Source organism: Xanthomonas sp. NCPPB 1826, from assembly GCF_056725285.1.
On the sequence record NZ_CM161521.1, the window covers coordinates 4,668,639 to 4,685,661 of the forward strand.

Consider the following 17,023-nt stretch of genomic DNA (forward strand, 5'->3'; position numbering starts at 1 on the left):
GCCGAAGCAACTGTCCAAGCATGGGCCACGCGCCCCGCGTGATGTGTCTTCCCCCCCATGACCAATGCCGTGTTGTTGAACAACCTCGATCACCGCGACCTGCGCGTGATCACCACGCACGGCGCCGCCTACGGCGACGACGTGATGTCGGCTGCGACCTTTCCACAGGAGTTCCGCCAACTGCAGGCGCAATACCCGATCGTGTTCCATCGCAGCGGCGAGCGCAGTTTTCAGCCGCTGGCATTGCTGGGATTACGCCTGGGCGAGAACCTGTTCCTGGACGGTGCGCGCTGGGATGCGCCGTATGTGCCGCTGGCGATCCAGCGCCAACCGTTTTTGATCGGCGAACAGCCGGACGGGCCGATGGTGCACGTGGACCTGGACAGCCCGCGCATCAGCCGCAGCGAAGGCGAGGTGCTGTTTCGCGAACACGGCGGTACCACTGAATTCCTCGACCACATCAGCCAGGTGTTGCGCACCTTGCACGATGGCCTGGCCGCGAGCCAGGCGTTCGTCGACCGCTTGCTTGGCTACGACTTGCTGGAACCGTTCGTGTTCGAGGCCACGCTGCAGAACGGCCTGGAATGCCGTCTGACCGGGCTCTACGCGGTGCACGAGGAACGCCTGCGCGCACTCGACGATGCGGCCTTGCTCGACCTGCACCGGCATGGCGATCTGGAGCCGCTGTACATGGCGGTGGCCTCAATCGCGCAGTTTCGCCATCTGCTCGACCGCATGCAGCGCCGTCATGCTGGCTGAGCCGCGCGCCATCGAAGAACTGCACGGGCTGGACCCGCAGCAGCTGGACCCGGCCCTGCTGCGCTCCACCACGCCGTTGGTGTTGCGCGAGCTGGTGCGCGACTGGCCACTGGCGCAGGCCGGCGCGACCTCTGCGCAGGCGGCGGCCGCCTACCTGCGCGGTTTCGATCGCGGCGAGGCGGTGGTGGCGCAGGTCGGCCCGCCGGACATCGGCGGGCGCTTCTTCTACAACGCGGACATGAGCGGCTTCAATTTCCGCCCCGAGCGCGTGCCGCTGGGCGTGGTGCTGGAGACCTTGCTGCGCGATCTGCACAACCCGCAGCCACCGGCGATCTACGTCGGCTCCACCACGCTGGACACCTACCTGCCCGGCCTGCGCGCGCATAACCCGATCGCGCTGCCGCAGCGCGAGCCGCTGGCCAGCATCTGGATCGGCAACCGCACCCGCATCGCCGCCCACCAGGACCTGCCCGACAACCTGGCCTGCGTGGTCGCCGGGCGCCGCCGCTTCACCCTGTTTCCGCCACAGCAACTGGCCAATCTGTATATCGGCCCGCTCGATCTCACCCCGGCCGGGCAGCCGGTCAGCCTGGTGGATATCGCCGCGCCGGACCTGCAGCGCTTTCCACGCTATGCGCAGGCGCTGGAACACGCGCTGGTGGCCGAGCTGGAACCGGGCGATGCATTGTTCATTCCCAGCATGTGGTGGCATCACGTCGAAGCGCTGATGCCGTTCAACGTGCTGATGAATTTCTGGTGGCGGCAGAGCCCGGCCTACATGGATTCGCCGATGAACGCGCTGATGCTGGCGCTGCTCACCCTCCGCGACCTGCCAGCCGAACAACGCGCGATCTGGCAGGACGTGTTCGACCATTACGTGTTCGATGCCGATGCGGACACCGCCGCACACATGCCGGAGTCTGCGCGCGGCGTCCTGGCGCCGATGGACGAGGCCCGTGCCCGCAGCCTGCGCGCGCAGTTGCTGCAACGCCTGAATCGCTGAGGATCTGACGCCATGACCGACACCGCCCCTTCCGACCCACAACAGCGCCCGGTGCGCCGCGTCGTCATCGCCGGTGGCGGCACCGCCGGCTGGATGGCCGCCGCTGCGTTATCCAAAGTGCTGGGCAAGCACCTGCAGATCGTACTGGTGGAATCGGACGAGATCGGCACGGTCGGCGTGGGCGAAGCCACCATCCCCAGCCTGGTCACCTTCCACCGCCTGCTGGAGATCGACGAAGCCGCGTTCATGGCCGCCACGCAGGCCACCATCAAGCTGGGCATCGGCTTCGAACACTGGCGCGATGTGGACCGGCATTACATCCACTCCTTCGGCCACACCGGCACCGATCACTGGAGCGCGGGCTTCCAGCATTTCTGGTTGAAGGGCCGGCAGCGTGGCCTGGCGCGCGACTTCGGCGACTACTGCCTGGAACTGCGTGCCGCGCAGGAAGGCCGCTTTGCACACCTGCCCAATGGCGGCATGAATTACGCCTATCACCTGGATGCCGGCCTGTACGCGCGCTTCCTGCGCCGCTTCAGCGAAGGCTTCGGCGTGCAGCGCATCGAAGGCCGCATCGGCAACGTGGAGACCCACGCGCATAGCGGCTATCTCACCGCGCTGACGCTGGACAACGGCACGCGGGTGGAAGGCGATCTGTTCCTCGACTGCACTGGCTTTGCCGGCCTGCTGATCGGCAAGACGCTGGGCGTGGGCACCGACGACTGGTCGCAGTGGCTGTTCGCCGACAGCGCGCTGGCGGTGCAGACCGAATCGGTCGGCGCGCCGGTGCCCTACACCCGCTCGCGTGCCGATCAGGCGGGCTGGATGTGGCGCATACCTCTGCAGCACCGGGTCGGTAACGGCATCGTGTACTCCAGCCGCTACATGGATCAGGACAGCGCCGCGCAGGTACTGCAGCGCAATCTCAGCGGCCGCGCACTGACCCAGCCGCGCGCACTGCGCTTCACGCCCAATCAGCGGCATCGGGTGTGGGAAAAGAACTGCGTGGCGCTGGGCCTGGCCAGCGGCTTCCTGGAGCCGTTGGAATCGACCAACATCCATCTGATCCAGCGCGGCATCATCCGGCTGATGCAGACCTTTCCGCAGGTCATCAACGATGTCGACATTGCCGAGTACAACCGCCAGGCCGCCGCCGAAATCACCCATATCCGCGATTTCGTGATCCTGCACTACCATGCCACCGACCGCCGTGACACGCCGTTCTGGCGCGATTGCGCGGCGATGGACATCCCCGACACGCTGCGGCACCGGGTGGAGTTGTTCCGCCAGAGCGGGCGGGTGTTCCACCAGGCCAACGAGCTGTTTGCAGAAAATTCCTGGGTGCAGGTGATGCTGGGCCAGGGCATCACGCCAAAGCAGCACCACCCGGTGGCCGATCTGATGGGCGATGCCGAGCTTCGTCATTTCCTGGAAACCATCCGCACGCGGGTCGATGCCGCGTTGGTCCGGCTACCTGCGCATGCGGACTTCCTGCGCCGCTACTGCCCTGCGCCGCCGCTACCCGAGCCGGCCACGCAGCTGCCGGCCGACGCCGCACTGGCCACCGGAGCGCGATGAATTTCGCGCCCGGCAGGCGCCCCCCTTGGCTTAGACCGCCCCAGCAATGCTAGATTGCCGCTTTGCCGTCCATTGCGGGAACAATGGCCGGCCTCGCCGCAGCATCTTTCGCAATCGGGGTAAGGGGGACGCATGTTGGATCTGACACAGGGCCGTATGGCACGCCGGATCGCGCCGGTCATTTTGTTGGTCGGCCTGGCCGCCTGCTCCAAGCAGGACGACAAGGCCGCCGCCACCGCGCCTGCCACCGGCGCCACGCCTGCGGCACCGGCCGCCGCGCCGACGCCGGCCACGGCAGTGTCGCCGCAGGTGCAATCGATGGCCGCCGACCAGTTGCGCGCATCGGCCACCAAGGCCTTGCAGGACAATCGCATGTACGCCCCGGCCGGCGACAACGCGGTGGAGTACTACCTGGCCTTGCGTGAAAAGCAGCCGCAGGACGCGACCGTCAACAGCGCGCTGACCGACCTGCTGCCGTACACGCTGATCGCCGCCGAACAGGGCATCAGCCGCGAAGAATTCCCCGAAGCGCAGCGCCTGATCGCGTTGATCGAAAAGGTCGACCCCAAGGCACCGGCACTGCCGCGGCTGAAGAGTGGCCTGGAAGCCGGCATGAAGACCGCCGCCAGCCGCTCCGAGCAGGATGCCGAGCAGGCCAAGAAGCTGGTCGAAGACAAGGCCAAGCAGGCCGCCGAGCAGAAGCGTCTGGCCGAGCAGCAGACCCGCGAGGCGGCCGCTGCGCAGCAGATCGCCGCGCAACAGGAAGCCGCCCGCCAGCAGAGCGCAGAGGCCGAACGCCAGGCCGCCGCGCGCCGTCAGGCCGAGACCCCGACGCCGGCTCCAACTCCGGCCGCCCCGCGCCCGGCCCCGGCGACTGCCGCAGCTGCACCGGCCGCGCAGTCGCTGCGCCCGATCAGCACCCCGGCACCGCGTTATCCCCCCGAGGCGCTGCGCGCCGGCACCTCCGGCGAAGTGCTGGTGGAGATCACCGTCGGCACCGACGGCTCGATCACCGCCTCGCGCGTGCTGCGTGCCACCCCGCCGCGCGTGTTCGACCGCGAAGCGCTCAATGCGGTCAAGCGCTGGCGCTTCGAACCGGTGGCCGCACCGGTGACCACGCGGCGCACGCTGTCGTTCAACCCGGGCGGTTGAGTGGTGCGTTGGGCGATCGAGTCGCGCTGCATGCGGTTGAGTGAGTGAGTCCGTTGGTTGGTTGATCGCTTGATCGCTTGATTGGTCGATCGTTTGTTGATTGCCGGCTAATGGCTAATGGCTAATGGCTGCCGATGATCGATACACTGCACTCCCGGCGAATGTCGGGTACCAAACAAAAAGCCCGCAGCGATGCGGGCTTTTTGTTTTACTGGTGATCCGTACCCTCATCCGCCGTGGGCACCTTCTCCCGAGGGGAGAAGGAACATCAGCCGGAAATCGCCAGCCGCTCCTGGTGATAGCGCCGCACCGCCGCGTACCACAGCACCGCGGCCACACCGAAGCCCGCCAGCAGATACACCGCCCAGGTCTGCGCGTTGATCTGCTCGTGGCGGATCACCTTGAGCAGCATCTGGTTCTGCGCCAGAAACGGCACCGCGAAATGCCATAGCTGCGTCTTCAACGGATACGCCATCAGCGCATAGCCCGGCAGCATCGGCAGCAGCAACAGCCAGGTCATATGCGCCTGCGCTTCCTTCATGCTCTTGGCGGCAGCGGCCAGATAGGTCAGCAGCGAGGTGCCGATGAACAGCATCGGCACCAGGATGAACAGCATCTGCAGCATCGGCACGAAGCCGACGTTGAGCTGGCGGCCCAGGTTCGAGGTGGACAGCTGCGCACTCAACTTGAAGGCCAGCAGGGTCAGCAACAGCGACACCATGCCGATCACGCAGGCAGCGGCGATCTTGCCGCTGACGATCGCACTGCGCGGCGCCGGGGTGGCCAGCAAGGGTTCCAGCGACTGGCGTTCGCGCTCGCCGGCGGTGGCATCCAGGATCAGCGAGGCGCCACCCAGGAACGAGGTGATCACCAGCAGCACCGGCAGCAGCATCGCCATCATCTGCCCGCGCTTGGCGTCGGCGGTGGCCAGATCCTGCGCGGCGATTTCCAGCGGCCTGCCCACTTGCGCATCGATGCCGCGCGCCAGCAGGCGCAGTGCACCCACCTGCTGGCTATAGCTGCCGAGTGCGGCCTGCAGGCGCAGGCTGGGCACGTCGGCCTCGCGCCGCGTGCTGTCCTTGATGACCTCCACCAGGGCCGGGCGCCCGGCGCGCCAATCGTCGGCGTAGCTGTCGCTGATGCGCAGTGCCACATCCACATCCTGATTGCGGATTGCGGCAGTCAGATCGGCCGGCGCATCGACCGCATTGAGTCCCTGCGCGGCCAGGAACCGCACCAGATTGGGCGCGTTCTCGCGGCCGAGCATGGGGATCTCCAACGGCTTGTCGATCTGCGTACGCACGCGGCTTTCGCTCAATGCGCCCATGCCCAGGATCAGCACCGGATACAGTAATGGCGACAGCAGCAAGGCCAGTGCGAGCGTGCGGCGATCGCGGCCGATGTCGCGCAATTCCTTGCGCAGCACCGTCCATAGCGTGGACAACAACGATGTGGTGCTCATGCGTGCAGTCCCTCGTCCGAGCCGATCGCCTTGACGAAGGCGTCTTCCAGATTGTCTTCGCCGGTGCTGGCGCGCAGTTCGTCGGCGCTGCCGCAGGCCACCACCGTGCCCTTGGCGACGATGACGATGCGATCGCACAGCGCCGCCACCTCCTGCATGATGTGGCTGGAAAAGATCACGCAACGCCCCTCGGCCCGCAGTTGCTGCAGGAAGCCACGCATGGCGCGCGTGGTCATCACATCCAGCCCGTTGGTGGGCTCGTCGAGGATGACGTTGCGCGGGTCGTGCACCAGCGCGCGTGCAATTGCGGTCTTGGTGCGCTGGCCCTGGCTGAAGCCTTCGGTCTGACGGTCGAGAATGTCGTCCATGTCCAGCGCGGCCGACAGCAGGCGCGTGCGCTCGGCGATCTGAGCACGCGACAGGCCATGCAGCTCACCGAAGTAGGCGATGTTCTCGCGCGCGGTCAGCCGCTTGTAGACGCCGCGCGCATCCGGTAACACGCCCAGCGCGCGGCGCACCGTCACCGGGTCGCGGGCGGCATCCACACCGTCCACCATGACGCTGCCCTGGTCGGGCGACATCAGCGTGTAGAGCATGCGCAAGGTGGTGGTCTTGCCGGCACCGTTGGGGCCGAGCAGGCCGGTGATCTGGCCGTCGGCAGCACTGAAACTGACCCCATCCACCGCCTTCACCAGGCCGGTCTTGGTCTTGAACGATTTGTGCAGGTTGTCGACGACGATCATGCATGCGCCTCCGTGGCGTGGTCGGTGCGGCTCATGGTTCCCATCCGTTGAACGAGGTAAACGCGGGCACGTTGTTGAGATCGGCAACGCACTGCGCGTCCAGCCCACCGGCGTTGGTGGTTTCCATGAACTGCGCCATCAGTTTGGGGATGCAGCCCAGCGCCATGACGCTGTGTCCCTGGCCGGGCGCAACCAGATGCCGCCCATTGGGCAGTCCCTTGAGCACGGTGTCGGCATAGCGTGGCGGCGTGACCGGGTCCAGCTGACCGGACAACAGCAAGGCCGGAACCTGCGAGCGCAGTGGCGCGGTGAAGTCGGCGGCACGTTTGCCGGTGGGCCACACAGGGCATGCGGCAAAGACGCTGCGTGGGACATCCTCGCCCAGCAGCAGCGCCTGGTGTTCGGGCGCCGGGCGATAGCGATCCGCATCTTCAGCGCACACCACCGACCATTGCATGGGCTGGTTGATCTGCATGTCCATGTGCGACAACGCCATCAGCGACGCGTAGCGACCCGCGGCGGCTTCATCCAGCACCAGCGGCAGCAGGGCAGCGCTCTGCGGTGCGTAGGAGAACGTAAACGCCAGGCCTATCACCGCATCGGCGGTCACCCGATCGCGCTTGATGGCGTTGGTGCGCAGATCGCGATACTCCACCTCCGGTGATTCGGTCTTCAACCGCTCCATGACGGTGCGCAGTTGCGTGCGCACATCGGTGGGAAAGCGCGCGCGACACGCGGCGATGGCACGGCACTGCTCGGACTGCAGGATCAGTGCATCCTCGAAGGTGCGTGCAAACTCACCACTGATCACCAGATCGCTGGGCGCAACGCCATCAAGCACGATGGCCCGCGTCTGTGCGGGATAGCGTTTGGCATAGTGCTGCGCCACGCGCGTACCGTACGACACACCGACCAGGTCGATACGTGGCACGCCCAGGGCGGCTCTGACTGCATCCAGATCGCCGATGGCTTCGGCGGTGGTGTAGTACCGCGGGTCGGCACGGCCTCGCAGGCCTTCGGCACACTGCCTGGCATGGGCCATCAATTCTTCCGGACTGGACGCCATGCCGGTCTGCAACGGCTTGCCATCGGCAGTCTCGCACCGCAGTGGGTGCGATCCCCCGGTGCCGCGCTGATCGACCAGAAAGATGTCGCGCTTTTTACGCACTTCGCGCAATGCAGCCGCGGCGATGGCGGCAACCTCGGTCGCCGATTGCCCCGGCCCGCCGGCAATGAAGAACACCGGATCCGGCGTGCTGCCGGCGCCGGCATCGCTTTCCAGCCAGGCGATCTTCAGGTCGATGCTGCGCCCGGTCGGCGCGGCCGGGTTTTCCGGCACGCGCAGGCTGGCGCATTGCGCCTCGATATTGCCGGCCGCGCTGCCGGAACTCAGCGTGCACGGTGCAAATTGCAGCGTGCCGTAACGATTGCCTGCGGCGGTGCCGGTCTGCGGCTTGGCCTGCGGCTGCGCGAGGCCGGGCGTGGCTGCGCCCGTCTTGGTCGTGGCAGCCGTGTTTTTAGCCGGCTGGTCCGCAGGCTGGCATCCGGTTGCCAGCAATGCGATCAGCAGCGCCGCCACCAGTGTGGGTTGCTTCACCATGTTCACCATCTCTCCTGATAGTTCCTGTCCCCTGACGCCGCATCCGGTCGGGCGTGACCGGTGCGGCTACTGCCCGTCTTCGTAAAGAAAAACGTGCTCGATCGATTCCCCGAACAGACGCGCGATGCGAAATGCCAACGGCAGACTGGGATCGTACTTGCCGGTCTCCAGCGCATTGATGGTCTGCCGCGATACCCCCAGGCGTTCGCCCAACTCGCCTTGCGACCAGCCGCTGGCCTCGCGCAATTCGCGCACCCGGCTATTCATTCGAACCGTCGGGCATTGATGCTTTTGGTGACGCCGTAGATGGCGCACAACATCGGAAATACCCACAGCATCGCCACCGTCGCGGGGATGTCGATCAGCTCGGCAGCCTGCAGGAACCCGCCGGTCATATACGCGCCGCTGACCAGGCCGGCGGCAATGGCGATCGACTCCAGTTCGATGCGCCGCTGCATCTCGTCCGAATCGCGCACGTAGCGCGCCACCGCACGGATCACCAGAGCGACCAGCACGGCCGGCAACAAGGCGATCAGCACGCGCGCCCAGCTCGGATCCACATGCGCAAGCAAGTATCTCCAGAACAGCATCACCACCACATACAAGCCCATCGGCACACCGAATTCGCGGTGATAGCGCCGCGCCAATGCCGGCCGTGTGCTGTCGCGCAGGCTGCCGCGCGACAGCAAGAGCAGCAGCGACAGCACCAGGCAGGACACGCCCATGCCGGCACAGAGCCCGGCAAGGTGGGCACTCATCGGCAGCAGCTGCCAGCGACCGAGCGCGCTGACGGCGAGCAGGCCGGCTCCCAGACCGAGCGCCAGCAGCGCATTGCGTTTGCAGCGGCTCATATGCGTGGCCTCGCGCGCGCCGATGGGCGCACTGGCAGGCCAGTGTTCCCCATCCCGGCATCGCCGCGCAGCGGCCGCTGCGCCAACCATGCCGGTGTGCACTCCCATTGCCGATGCTGCTGACGCATTCCCTTCGCCTGTCAAGTCAACTTGACAGGCACGATGCGCCTGGCACGGCCGGCTGTCAAGCACCCTTTACACACTCGACCGCGTGTAATCCCTGCCCATCGCCACGCAACGCTGGCAGCAGGAAGACGCAAGCACTCCGGCTCCGCAGCACCGGGCCGGAGCTGGGTTACGCTCCGCGATCGAACATTGGCGGGAGCGGTGATGCGTCTGAAGATCTGGTTGGCAATTGCACTGAGCGGCTGCATGGCGAGCTCTGCCATGGCGCAGGCCGCCGCACCTCGCACGATCGAGCTGGATCTGGCCAGCGCCGCCGGGCCGGTCGACCGGTTCTACGACCTGTCGATCGGCTCGGACTTTCCCGGCACCTTGATCCGCAGCGACAGCCAGGCGCAACTGGTTCCGGCGGTGCAGGAGCTGGGGTTTCGCTATATCCGCTTCCACGACGTGTTCCATGACGTGCTCGGCACGGTGAAAGACGTCGACGGCACGCTCGTCTACGACTGGACCAAACTGGACCAGCTCTACGATGCGCTGCTGGCCAAGCGCATCCGTCCATTCGTGGAGTTGGGCTTTACACCCGGCGCGATGAAGACATCCGAGCAGACGCTCTTCTACTGGAAGGGCAACACCTCGCATCCGGACCCGGCCAAGTGGACGCAGCTGATCGATGCGTACGTGCGCCACATCCGTGCGCGTTACGGTGCCGACGAGGTGCGGCAGTGGTACTTCGAGGTGTGGAACGAGCCCAACCTCAAGGACTTCTGGGAAAACGCCGACCAGCAGGCCTACTTCGACCTGTATGCGAATACCGCGCGCACGATCAAGGCGATCGATCCGCAGCTGCGCGTCGGTGGCCCCTCCACCGCCGGGGCGGACTGGGTGCCGGAGCTGCTGGCCTTCGCTGCCAAGCACAAACTGCCGATCGATTTCGTCACCACGCATACCTATGGCGTGGACGGCGGCTTTCTCGATGAGGACGGCAAGCAGGACGTCAAGCTGTCGGCATCGCCGAATGCCATCGTCGGCGATGTGCGCCGCGTGCGTGCACAGATCCAGGCCTCGCCGTTTCCGGATCTGCCGCTGTATTTCACCGAGTGGAGCAGCAGCTACACGCCGCGCGATTTCGTCCACGACAGCTACATCAACGCGCCCTACATCCTGACCAAGCTCAAGCAGGTGCAAGGCCTGGTGCAGGGCATGAGTTACTGGACCTACACCGATCTGTTCGAAGAACCCGGCCCGCCGCCCACGCCCTTCCACGGCGGCTTCGGGCTGATGAATCGCGAGGGCATCCGTAAGCCGGCGTGGTTTGCCTACAAATACTTGAACGCGCTCAAGGGCCGCGATATTCCGCTGCGCGATGCGCACGCATTTGCGGCGGTGGATGGCCAGCGCATCGCCGCGCTGGCCTGGGATTGGCAGCAGCCGGTGCAGGCGGTGAGCAATACCCCGTTCTATACCAAACAGGTGCCGAGCACCGACAGCGCAGCGCTGGTATTCCGCCTGGCGCACGTGCCGGCCGGCAACTACCGGCTGCAGGTGCGCAAGACCGGCTACCGGCGCAACGATCCGCTGTCGCTGTACATCGACATGGGCATGCCCAAGGACCTGGCGCCGCGGCAGCTGGCGCAGTTGCAGCAGGCCACGCGCGACACGCCCGAGCAGGACCGGCGCGTGCGCGTCGGCGCCGATGGCGTGGTGGAGATCCGCGTGCCGATGCGCAGCAACGATGTGGTGCTGATGACGCTGGAGCCGTCGGCGCGCTGAGCGCCCGGCATGCCATTGCGCCTGCAATCAGGCGAGGCGTTGGGTGTGGATTGCGTGCGCGCAGCGATGCGCGCAGTTCGGCGCGACGTCCCGACCGTGCATCGTTCGCGACGTCGGGTGCGTCATGCATGCGTTGCGGCCTGTCGCGCGCATCGCCGCAGGACACTAAAGGCACGACATCATCAAGGTCCAGCGCGCTGGGCCATCGCTCAGTCCGCGCAGCGCACAAGGTGAAAAGCGAATCGGCGTGATCGCATCGACCCGATGTGCAGGACTTGAAGCGGCAAACAAAACGTAACGCGCAGTGACCAGCGGGTGCAGACATCGCGGAGCAACCGCAGTGCACGGGTGGTACATGACCATTCCAAGCACCGGCCGCGCCCACCTGACGGTGAGAGCAGTCGTTTTGATGGCCGCTCTTACTTGAGATAGGTCTTGAGAATGGCAGTGATGTCGTCGACCGCCAGTTCGCGCTCGCCCAGCGCCTCCGGTGCCGCGACGTGATGCTTCAAGTGCTCGCTGAGCAGCTCGACCATCAAGCCCTGCGCCGCGCCACGAAACGCCGCCACCTGCGTCAGCAACGCGGTGCAGTCCACGTCCTGCGCCAGGGCTTTCTCCAGCCCCTCTACTTGCCCACGGATCCTGCGCACGCGGGCGAGCAGTTTGGATTTGTCCTGATTCAGATGTGCCATTACCGTATACCCCCTGGGGGTATCTGAGATACCATAGGGGGGTATCGTAGCCAGAGCCCCTTCCGATGTCGATCACGCACGCCGCGCCGCACTGCGCGCAGTCGCACACATTCGCCAGCGCCAACCCGCTTGCCGAGCGCAGCACCCGCAAGGCCGTCATCCTGACCGTGGTCATGATGGTGGTGGAGATCGTCGGCGGCTGGACGCTCAATTCCATGGCCCTGCTCGCCGATGGCTGGCATATGAGCTCGCACGCGCTGGCGCTGGGGCTGGCGCTGTTCGCCTACCGCTTCGCGCGGCGCAATGCCAACGACCTGCGTTTCAGCTTCGGCACCTGGAAGGTCGAAGTGCTCGGGGGCTACACAAGCGCGATCCTGCTGTTGGGCGTGGCCGGCCTGATGGCGTTCCAGTCGCTGGAACGGCTGTTCTCGCCCAAGCCCATCCAGTACCAGGAAGCCACCGTCATTGCCGTCATCGGCCTGCTGGTCAACCTGATCTGCGCCTGGTGGTTGCGCGACTCGCATGGCCATGCGCATGGCCATCACCACGACCACGCGCATGACGGTCATGGTCATGGTCATGGTCATGGTCATGGTCATGGTCATCATGATGCTCATGCCGATCTCAATCTGCGTGCCGCGTATCTGCACGTGGTGGCCGATGCGGCGACCTCGGTCCTGGCGATCGTCGCGCTGCTTGCCGGCATGTACTGGGGCGTGACCTGGCTGGATCCGATCATGGGCATCGTCGGCGCGGTGCTGGTCACCGTGTGGGCATGGGGACTGCTGCGCAGTACCGGCCGCGTGCTGCTGGATGCGGAGATGGATGCACCGGTGGTGGAAGAAGTGAAGCAGGTCATCGCCGAGCTGCCGCATGCCATCGACATCGGCGACCTGCATGTCTGGCGCGTGGGTAGCGATCGTTATGCCTGCATCGTCAGTCTGGTCACTGCGGCCGACATCGATGCGGACCTGGTCCGCGCCGCCTTGCAGATCCACGAAGAACTGGTGCACATCACCGTCGAGTTGCAGCGGCCGCCAGCGGCGCGGGCTGCGGCCTGACGATTCGGCGGCGCGCTGCATTCGGCGCCCTGCAGTAGTGAGCGCGGAAGCGGTCAGCAAGAATGCCAGCCCGAGCAACAGTGGCTCCAGTTGCACCACGCGCCGGAGCACAGGATGCGGCTGCAGCAGCGCACAGTGGGCGGGAGGGATGACCGGGACAGCATCGCGATGCTGTCGAGGGGCCTTGAACACATCGGGACCCGCGCACCGCGATCGGCGGGTGCCAAGCAAGCCAGCCCGGCACCGTGCGACTGGCTCAGGTTTTTGCCGGAGCCGGGCTGACGTATTTCTCGCGGCGGATCTGCGCGTTTGGCAGGCCGGCTGCCTTCAGGGCCTCGATGCAGCTGTCCACCATATCCGGGTTGCCGCACAGGTAGGCAATATCGCCTTGCGCATCGGGCGCGCATTCGGCTAGCTGCTGCTGCACGTAACCGTGCCGCACATCGGCATGCGGCTGCTCGGGCAGCTCGCGCGAGAAGCACGGCACGTAGCGGAACGACGGATGTGCATCGGCAAATGCGCGGAAGTCATCGCCGTACAACAGCTCGGCCGGCGTGCGTGCGCCCTGCAGCAGCAGCACCTGCACACCGCGGGTGGCGATCGCCTCGGCCAGCAACGGCAGCATCGACCGGTACGGGGTGACGCCGGTACCGGTGGCGATCAGCACATAACGCCGGTTGTGGTCGCCCGGCGGCAGGCAGAAGCGCCCGTAGGGCCCGCTGGCCTGCAACTGGTCACCGATCTGCAGGCCTTCGAACAGCGCGGTGGCCGAGCCGCCGGGCACGAAGCTCACCGCGATATCCACCGCCTCGCCCGGTCCGAGCGCATGGTCGTGGATGGTCGCTAGCGAATAGCTGCGCTTGGTCGGCGTGCCGTCGGCGGCATCGAAATGGATCTGGATGAACTGCCCGGGCTGGAAATCCAGCGGCTGCCCGTCGTCACGCAGGAACTGGCAGTGGGCCACGGTGGGCGCAATCATGCGCCGGTCGACAAGCTTGAGGGGGAATTGAACGGGCACGAACGTATTTGGGACAGTCTGTGATCGGGGCTTGCCCCCGCGGGCTTCTATAATAACGGCCTGCAACTCGCTGCGCCGTCACGCTGACGCGAAGGAACATCTTGAATTCTCCATCTCCGATCACCGCACCCGCGCTGCGTGTGTGCGATCTGCGCAAGACCTACGACAACGGCACCCAGGCGCTCAAGGGCGTCTCGCTGGACGTGGCGCCAGGCGATTTCTTCGCCCTGCTCGGCCCCAACGGCGCCGGCAAATCCACCCTGATCGGCATCATCAGCTCGCTGGTGAACCTGTCCGCCGGCCAGGTGGAGGTGTTCGGCACCGACCTGGTTGGCCAACGCAGCGATGCAATGCGCCTGATCGGCCTGGTCCCGCAGGAGGTCAACTTCAACCTGTTCGAAAAACCCTTCGACATCCTGGTCAACTACGCCGGTTTCTACGGCATGCCGCGCGCCGAGGCCGAGCGCCTGGCCGAAGCGGAGCTGCGCCGCTCGCACCTGTGGGAAAAGGCCCAGGTGATGAGCCGCACGCTGTCCGGCGGCATGAAGCGCCGGCTGATGATCGCCCGCGCCATGATGACCCAGCCGCGGCTGCTGATCCTGGACGAGCCCACCGCCGGCGTGGACATCGAGATTCGCCGCGACATGTGGCGCGTGCTCAAGGAGATCAACGCCGCCGGCACCACCATCATCCTGACCACGCATTACCTGGAAGAAGCCGAGCACCTGTGCCGCAACCTGGCCATCATCAACCACGGCCAGATCGTCACCCAGGGGCCGATGCGCGAACTGCTGGCCAAGCTTGACGTGGAAGGCTTCCTGTTCGATATCGACGGCGACCTGCCGGCCGAATTGCCGGTGATCGAAGGCACCACGCTCACCGCCATCGATGGCCACACGCTGGACCTGGACATGCCGCGCGCGATGGACCTCAACCGCGTGTTCGCCACGCTCGGCAGCGCCGGCATCCGGGTGCGCTCGATGCGCACCAAGAGCAACCGGCTGGAAGAGCTGTTCGTGCGCCTGACCGGTGACACCCCGGTACCGGCCACCGCCCCCACGCCTGTCGCCCCCAACGGCACACCGCCCGCGCAGCCGCGCAGCGGAGGCCAGCCATGAACGAGATCCGCACCGTGACCGAACCCACCAACGCGCGCCGCAACTGGATTGCGCTGGGCACCATCGTGCGCCGCGAAGTGCAGCGCATCCTGCGCATCTGGGGTCAGACCCTGGTGCCGCCGGCCATCACCATGACGCTGTACTTCTTGATCTTCGGCGGGCTGATCGGCTCGCGCGTCGGCGACATGGGTGGCTACTCGTACATGCAGTTCATCGTGCCCGGCCTGGTGATGATGAGCGTGATCCAGAACAGCTACGGCAACATCTCCTCCAGCTTCTTCGGCGCCAAGTTCGGCCGGCATGTGGAAGAGCTGCTGGTCAGCCCGATGCCCAACTGGGTGATCCTGTGGGGCTACGTCTCCGGCGCGGTGCTGCGCGGGGTGATGGTCGGCGCGCTGGTGCTGATCATCGCGATGTTCTTCACCCCGGTGCGCATCCCGCATCCGCTGGTCACGCTGACCACGGTGCTGCTGGGCGCGACCATCTTCTCGCTGGCCGGCTTCGTCAACGCGGTGTACGCCAAGAAGTTCGACGACGTGGCGATCGTGCCGACCTTCATCCTGACCCCGCTGACCTACCTGGGCGGCGTGTTCTACTCGGTGAAGCTGCTGCCGCCATGGGCCGAAGCGGCCACCCACGCCAACCCGATCTTCTACATGGTCAACGCGTTCCGCTACGGCCTGCTCGGCAGCTCGGACGTGCCGATCTGGGTCGCCTACGCGCTGATGCTGGGCTTTGTCGCGGTCCTCAGCGCGCTGGCGCTGTGGCTGCTGCGCCGTGGCGTGGGTTTGCGGAGCTGATGACGATGGCGATGCGTATCCTCATCCTCGGTGCCGGCGGCACCGGCGGTTATTTCGGTGGACGCCTGGCGCAGGCCGGTGTCGATGTGACCTTTCTGGTGCGCGGTGCACGGGCCGCGCAGCTGCAGGCCGATGGCTTGCGTATCCGCAGTCCCTTGGGCGATGCGGATCTGCCGGTGGCGCATGTCACCGCGCAGGACTTGCCGGCCCTGGTGGCGCAGCGGCCGTTCGATCTGGTGATCCTCAGCTGCAAGGCCTACGACCTGGATAGCGCGATCGAGGCGATTGCGCCGGCGGTGGGCGAGCACACGACGTTGCTGCCGATCCTCAACGGCCTGCGCCATTACGCGGCGCTGGACGAGCGTTTCGGTGCCGCACGCGTGCTGGGCGGGCTGTGCTTCATCAGCGCGACCAAGGGCGAGCACGGTGAGATCCTGCACCTGGGCAAGCCGGCGGCAATGACCTTCGGCGAACGCGATGGCCGCGCCGCATCGGCATGCGTGCAGGCGCTTGCGGCGGCCTGCGCGCAAGCCGGCATCGATCATGTGGCCAGCGAGCAGATCGCTCAGGAGCAGTGGATCAAGTACAGCTTCCTCACCGCGCTGGCCGCTGCCACCTGCCTGATGCGTGCACCGGTCGGGGCGATCGTCGCCACCGACGACGGCCGTGCGTTGATCAACGGCCTGTACAACGAATGCCTGTGGGCCGCCGATGCGGCCGGGCAGCCGATTCCGGAAGCTGCGCGGGCCAAGGCGCTGCAGACCTTGTTGCAGGTGGATTCGCCGCTGAAGGCCTCGATGCTGCGCGATCTGGAAGCCGGCCAGGACGTGGAAGCGGCGCAGATCGTCGGCGACATGCTCAGGCGCGTGCGCGAGACAGGGCGCAATGCGCCGCTGCTGATGGCGGCCAATGTGCATCTGCAGGCGTATCAGGTGTTGCGGCATAGCTGAGGGTGTTGGGGTGCGGGTGCGGCAGGGGTGCGTGTAGACGGTACCCCCATCCGCCCTGCGGGCACCTTCCCCGGCGGGGGAAGGGCTGCGACCTGGAGCGGACGGCTTTTTGTGTAGCGCCGTCCGCCTCTCTGGCACCTCCACCCTTGTCGCGGCTGATTGGCGCCCTTTCGGCGCTGATCGTTGAAGCGGTCTTCGGAAAGAAGCTGACTCCTGATGCCTGCTTCGATCAGGCGCATGCGTTGCAGTGCCAACGCATGACCACTGCAAGGCGACATCGCCGCAACGCGCCACCGCCGACATGGGCATTGCCATTGCCTTCGCGCCATCACGACGCGGT

Annotated in this window: 16 protein-coding genes and 1 other RNA gene; 9 read left to right on the plus strand and 8 right to left on the minus strand. The window is 66.2% G+C overall.

Features of this window, described 5'->3' with window-relative positions; genetic code table 11:
* Positions 1-57 precede the first annotated feature (57 nt).
* From AC1PLA_RS19650 to AC1PLA_RS19665, 4 genes are all read left to right on the plus strand, one after another.
* The gene (locus AC1PLA_RS19650) at positions 58-759 is read left to right on the plus strand and encodes a SapC family protein (protein WP_181109061.1); all 702 of its coding nucleotides are present in this window, start codon (positions 58-60) and stop codon (positions 757-759) included.
* Complete coding sequence (locus AC1PLA_RS19655; protein ID WP_481105190.1) at positions 749-1,762, plus strand: cupin-like domain-containing protein; 1,014 nt, start codon at positions 749-751, stop codon at positions 1,760-1,762. Before AC1PLA_RS19650 ends, AC1PLA_RS19655 begins: the two co-directional genes overlap by 11 nt.
* A 12-nt stretch (positions 1,763-1,774) precedes the next feature.
* Positions 1,775-3,340, plus strand: a complete 1,566-nt coding sequence (locus tag AC1PLA_RS19660) for a tryptophan halogenase family protein (protein WP_481105191.1) — start codon at positions 1,775-1,777, stop codon at positions 3,338-3,340.
* Between the two features lie 132 nt (positions 3,341-3,472).
* The gene (locus tag AC1PLA_RS19665; protein ID WP_481105192.1) at positions 3,473-4,492 is read left to right on the plus strand and encodes an energy transducer TonB; all 1,020 of its coding nucleotides are present in this window, start codon (positions 3,473-3,475) and stop codon (positions 4,490-4,492) included.
* A gap of 268 nt (positions 4,493-4,760) precedes the next feature.
* On the opposite strand, the gene AC1PLA_RS19670 is transcribed toward AC1PLA_RS19665, so the two are convergent.
* The 5 genes from AC1PLA_RS19670 to AC1PLA_RS19690 are packed head-to-tail and all read right to left on the minus strand — an operon-like array spanning position 4,761 to position 9,148.
* Positions 4,761-5,954 (minus strand): ABC transporter permease, encoded by a 1,194-nt coding sequence (locus tag AC1PLA_RS19670; RefSeq protein ID WP_047127582.1) that lies wholly within the window; start codon positions 5,952-5,954, stop codon positions 4,761-4,763.
* Positions 5,951-6,697 carry an ABC transporter ATP-binding protein gene (locus AC1PLA_RS19675; RefSeq protein WP_016903657.1) on the minus strand — a complete coding sequence of 249 codons (747 nt, stop codon included), beginning with the start codon at positions 6,695-6,697 and terminating at the stop codon, positions 5,951-5,953. The genes AC1PLA_RS19670 and AC1PLA_RS19675 overlap by 4 nt, the downstream gene beginning before the upstream one ends.
* Before the next feature lie 31 nt (positions 6,698-6,728).
* Positions 6,729-8,303 carry an alpha/beta hydrolase gene (locus AC1PLA_RS19680; RefSeq protein WP_481105193.1) on the minus strand — a complete coding sequence of 525 codons (1,575 nt, stop codon included), beginning with the start codon at positions 8,301-8,303 and terminating at the stop codon, positions 6,729-6,731.
* Positions 8,304-8,363: 60 nt separating this feature from the next.
* Positions 8,364-8,564, minus strand: coding sequence for a helix-turn-helix transcriptional regulator (locus AC1PLA_RS19685; protein ID WP_016903655.1), 201 nt, complete (start codon positions 8,562-8,564; stop codon positions 8,364-8,366).
* On the minus strand, positions 8,561-9,148 hold the full coding sequence (locus AC1PLA_RS19690) for a hypothetical protein (RefSeq protein ID WP_047127769.1): 588 nt from the start codon (positions 9,146-9,148) through the stop codon (positions 8,561-8,563). Before AC1PLA_RS19690 ends, AC1PLA_RS19685 begins: the two co-directional genes overlap by 4 nt.
* Positions 9,149-9,478: 330 nt before the next feature.
* Between AC1PLA_RS19690 and AC1PLA_RS19695 the strand changes: the two genes are divergently transcribed.
* Positions 9,479-11,044 (plus strand): GH39 family glycosyl hydrolase, encoded by a 1,566-nt coding sequence (locus AC1PLA_RS19695; RefSeq protein WP_481105194.1) that lies wholly within the window; start codon positions 9,479-9,481, stop codon positions 11,042-11,044.
* Positions 11,045-11,326: 282 nt separating this feature from the next.
* Here AC1PLA_RS19695 and AC1PLA_RS19700 read toward each other — a convergent pair.
* Both AC1PLA_RS19700 and AC1PLA_RS19705 read right to left on the minus strand, forming a co-directional pair.
* Positions 11,327-11,401: non-coding RNA, sX9 sRNA (locus AC1PLA_RS19700), on the minus strand.
* Between the two features lie 62 nt (positions 11,402-11,463).
* Positions 11,464-11,736: a metal/formaldehyde-sensitive transcriptional repressor gene (locus tag AC1PLA_RS19705; protein ID WP_039514053.1), complete on the minus strand. Its 273-nt coding sequence runs from the start codon at positions 11,734-11,736 to the stop codon at positions 11,464-11,466.
* Positions 11,737-11,801: 65 nt separating this feature from the next.
* Between AC1PLA_RS19705 and dmeF the strand changes: the two genes are divergently transcribed.
* Entirely contained in the window at positions 11,802-12,797 is a 996-nt protein-coding gene (gene dmeF / locus AC1PLA_RS19710) for a CDF family Co(II)/Ni(II) efflux transporter DmeF (RefSeq protein WP_481105195.1), read from the plus strand.
* A gap of 256 nt (positions 12,798-13,053) precedes the next feature.
* On the opposite strand, the gene AC1PLA_RS19715 is transcribed toward dmeF, so the two are convergent.
* On the minus strand, positions 13,054-13,881 hold the full coding sequence (locus tag AC1PLA_RS19715) for a ferredoxin--NADP reductase (protein WP_481105196.1): 828 nt from the start codon (positions 13,879-13,881) through the stop codon (positions 13,054-13,056).
* A gap of 35 nt (positions 13,882-13,916) precedes the next feature.
* On the opposite strand from AC1PLA_RS19715, the gene AC1PLA_RS19720 reads away from it, so the two are divergent.
* From AC1PLA_RS19720 to panE, 3 genes are read left to right on the plus strand one after another with little or no spacing between them, the layout of a single operon-like run.
* Complete coding sequence (locus AC1PLA_RS19720; protein ID WP_065048950.1) at positions 13,917-14,933, plus strand: ABC transporter ATP-binding protein; 1,017 nt, start codon at positions 13,917-13,919, stop codon at positions 14,931-14,933.
* Entirely contained in the window at positions 14,930-15,733 is an 804-nt protein-coding gene (locus tag AC1PLA_RS19725; protein WP_016903649.1) for an ABC transporter permease, read from the plus strand. The genes AC1PLA_RS19720 and AC1PLA_RS19725 overlap by 4 nt, the downstream gene beginning before the upstream one ends.
* A gap of 5 nt (positions 15,734-15,738) precedes the next feature.
* Positions 15,739-16,683: a 2-dehydropantoate 2-reductase gene (gene panE / locus AC1PLA_RS19730; RefSeq protein ID WP_181098573.1), complete on the plus strand. Its 945-nt coding sequence runs from the start codon at positions 15,739-15,741 to the stop codon at positions 16,681-16,683.
* Positions 16,684-17,023: the final 340 nt, after the last annotated feature.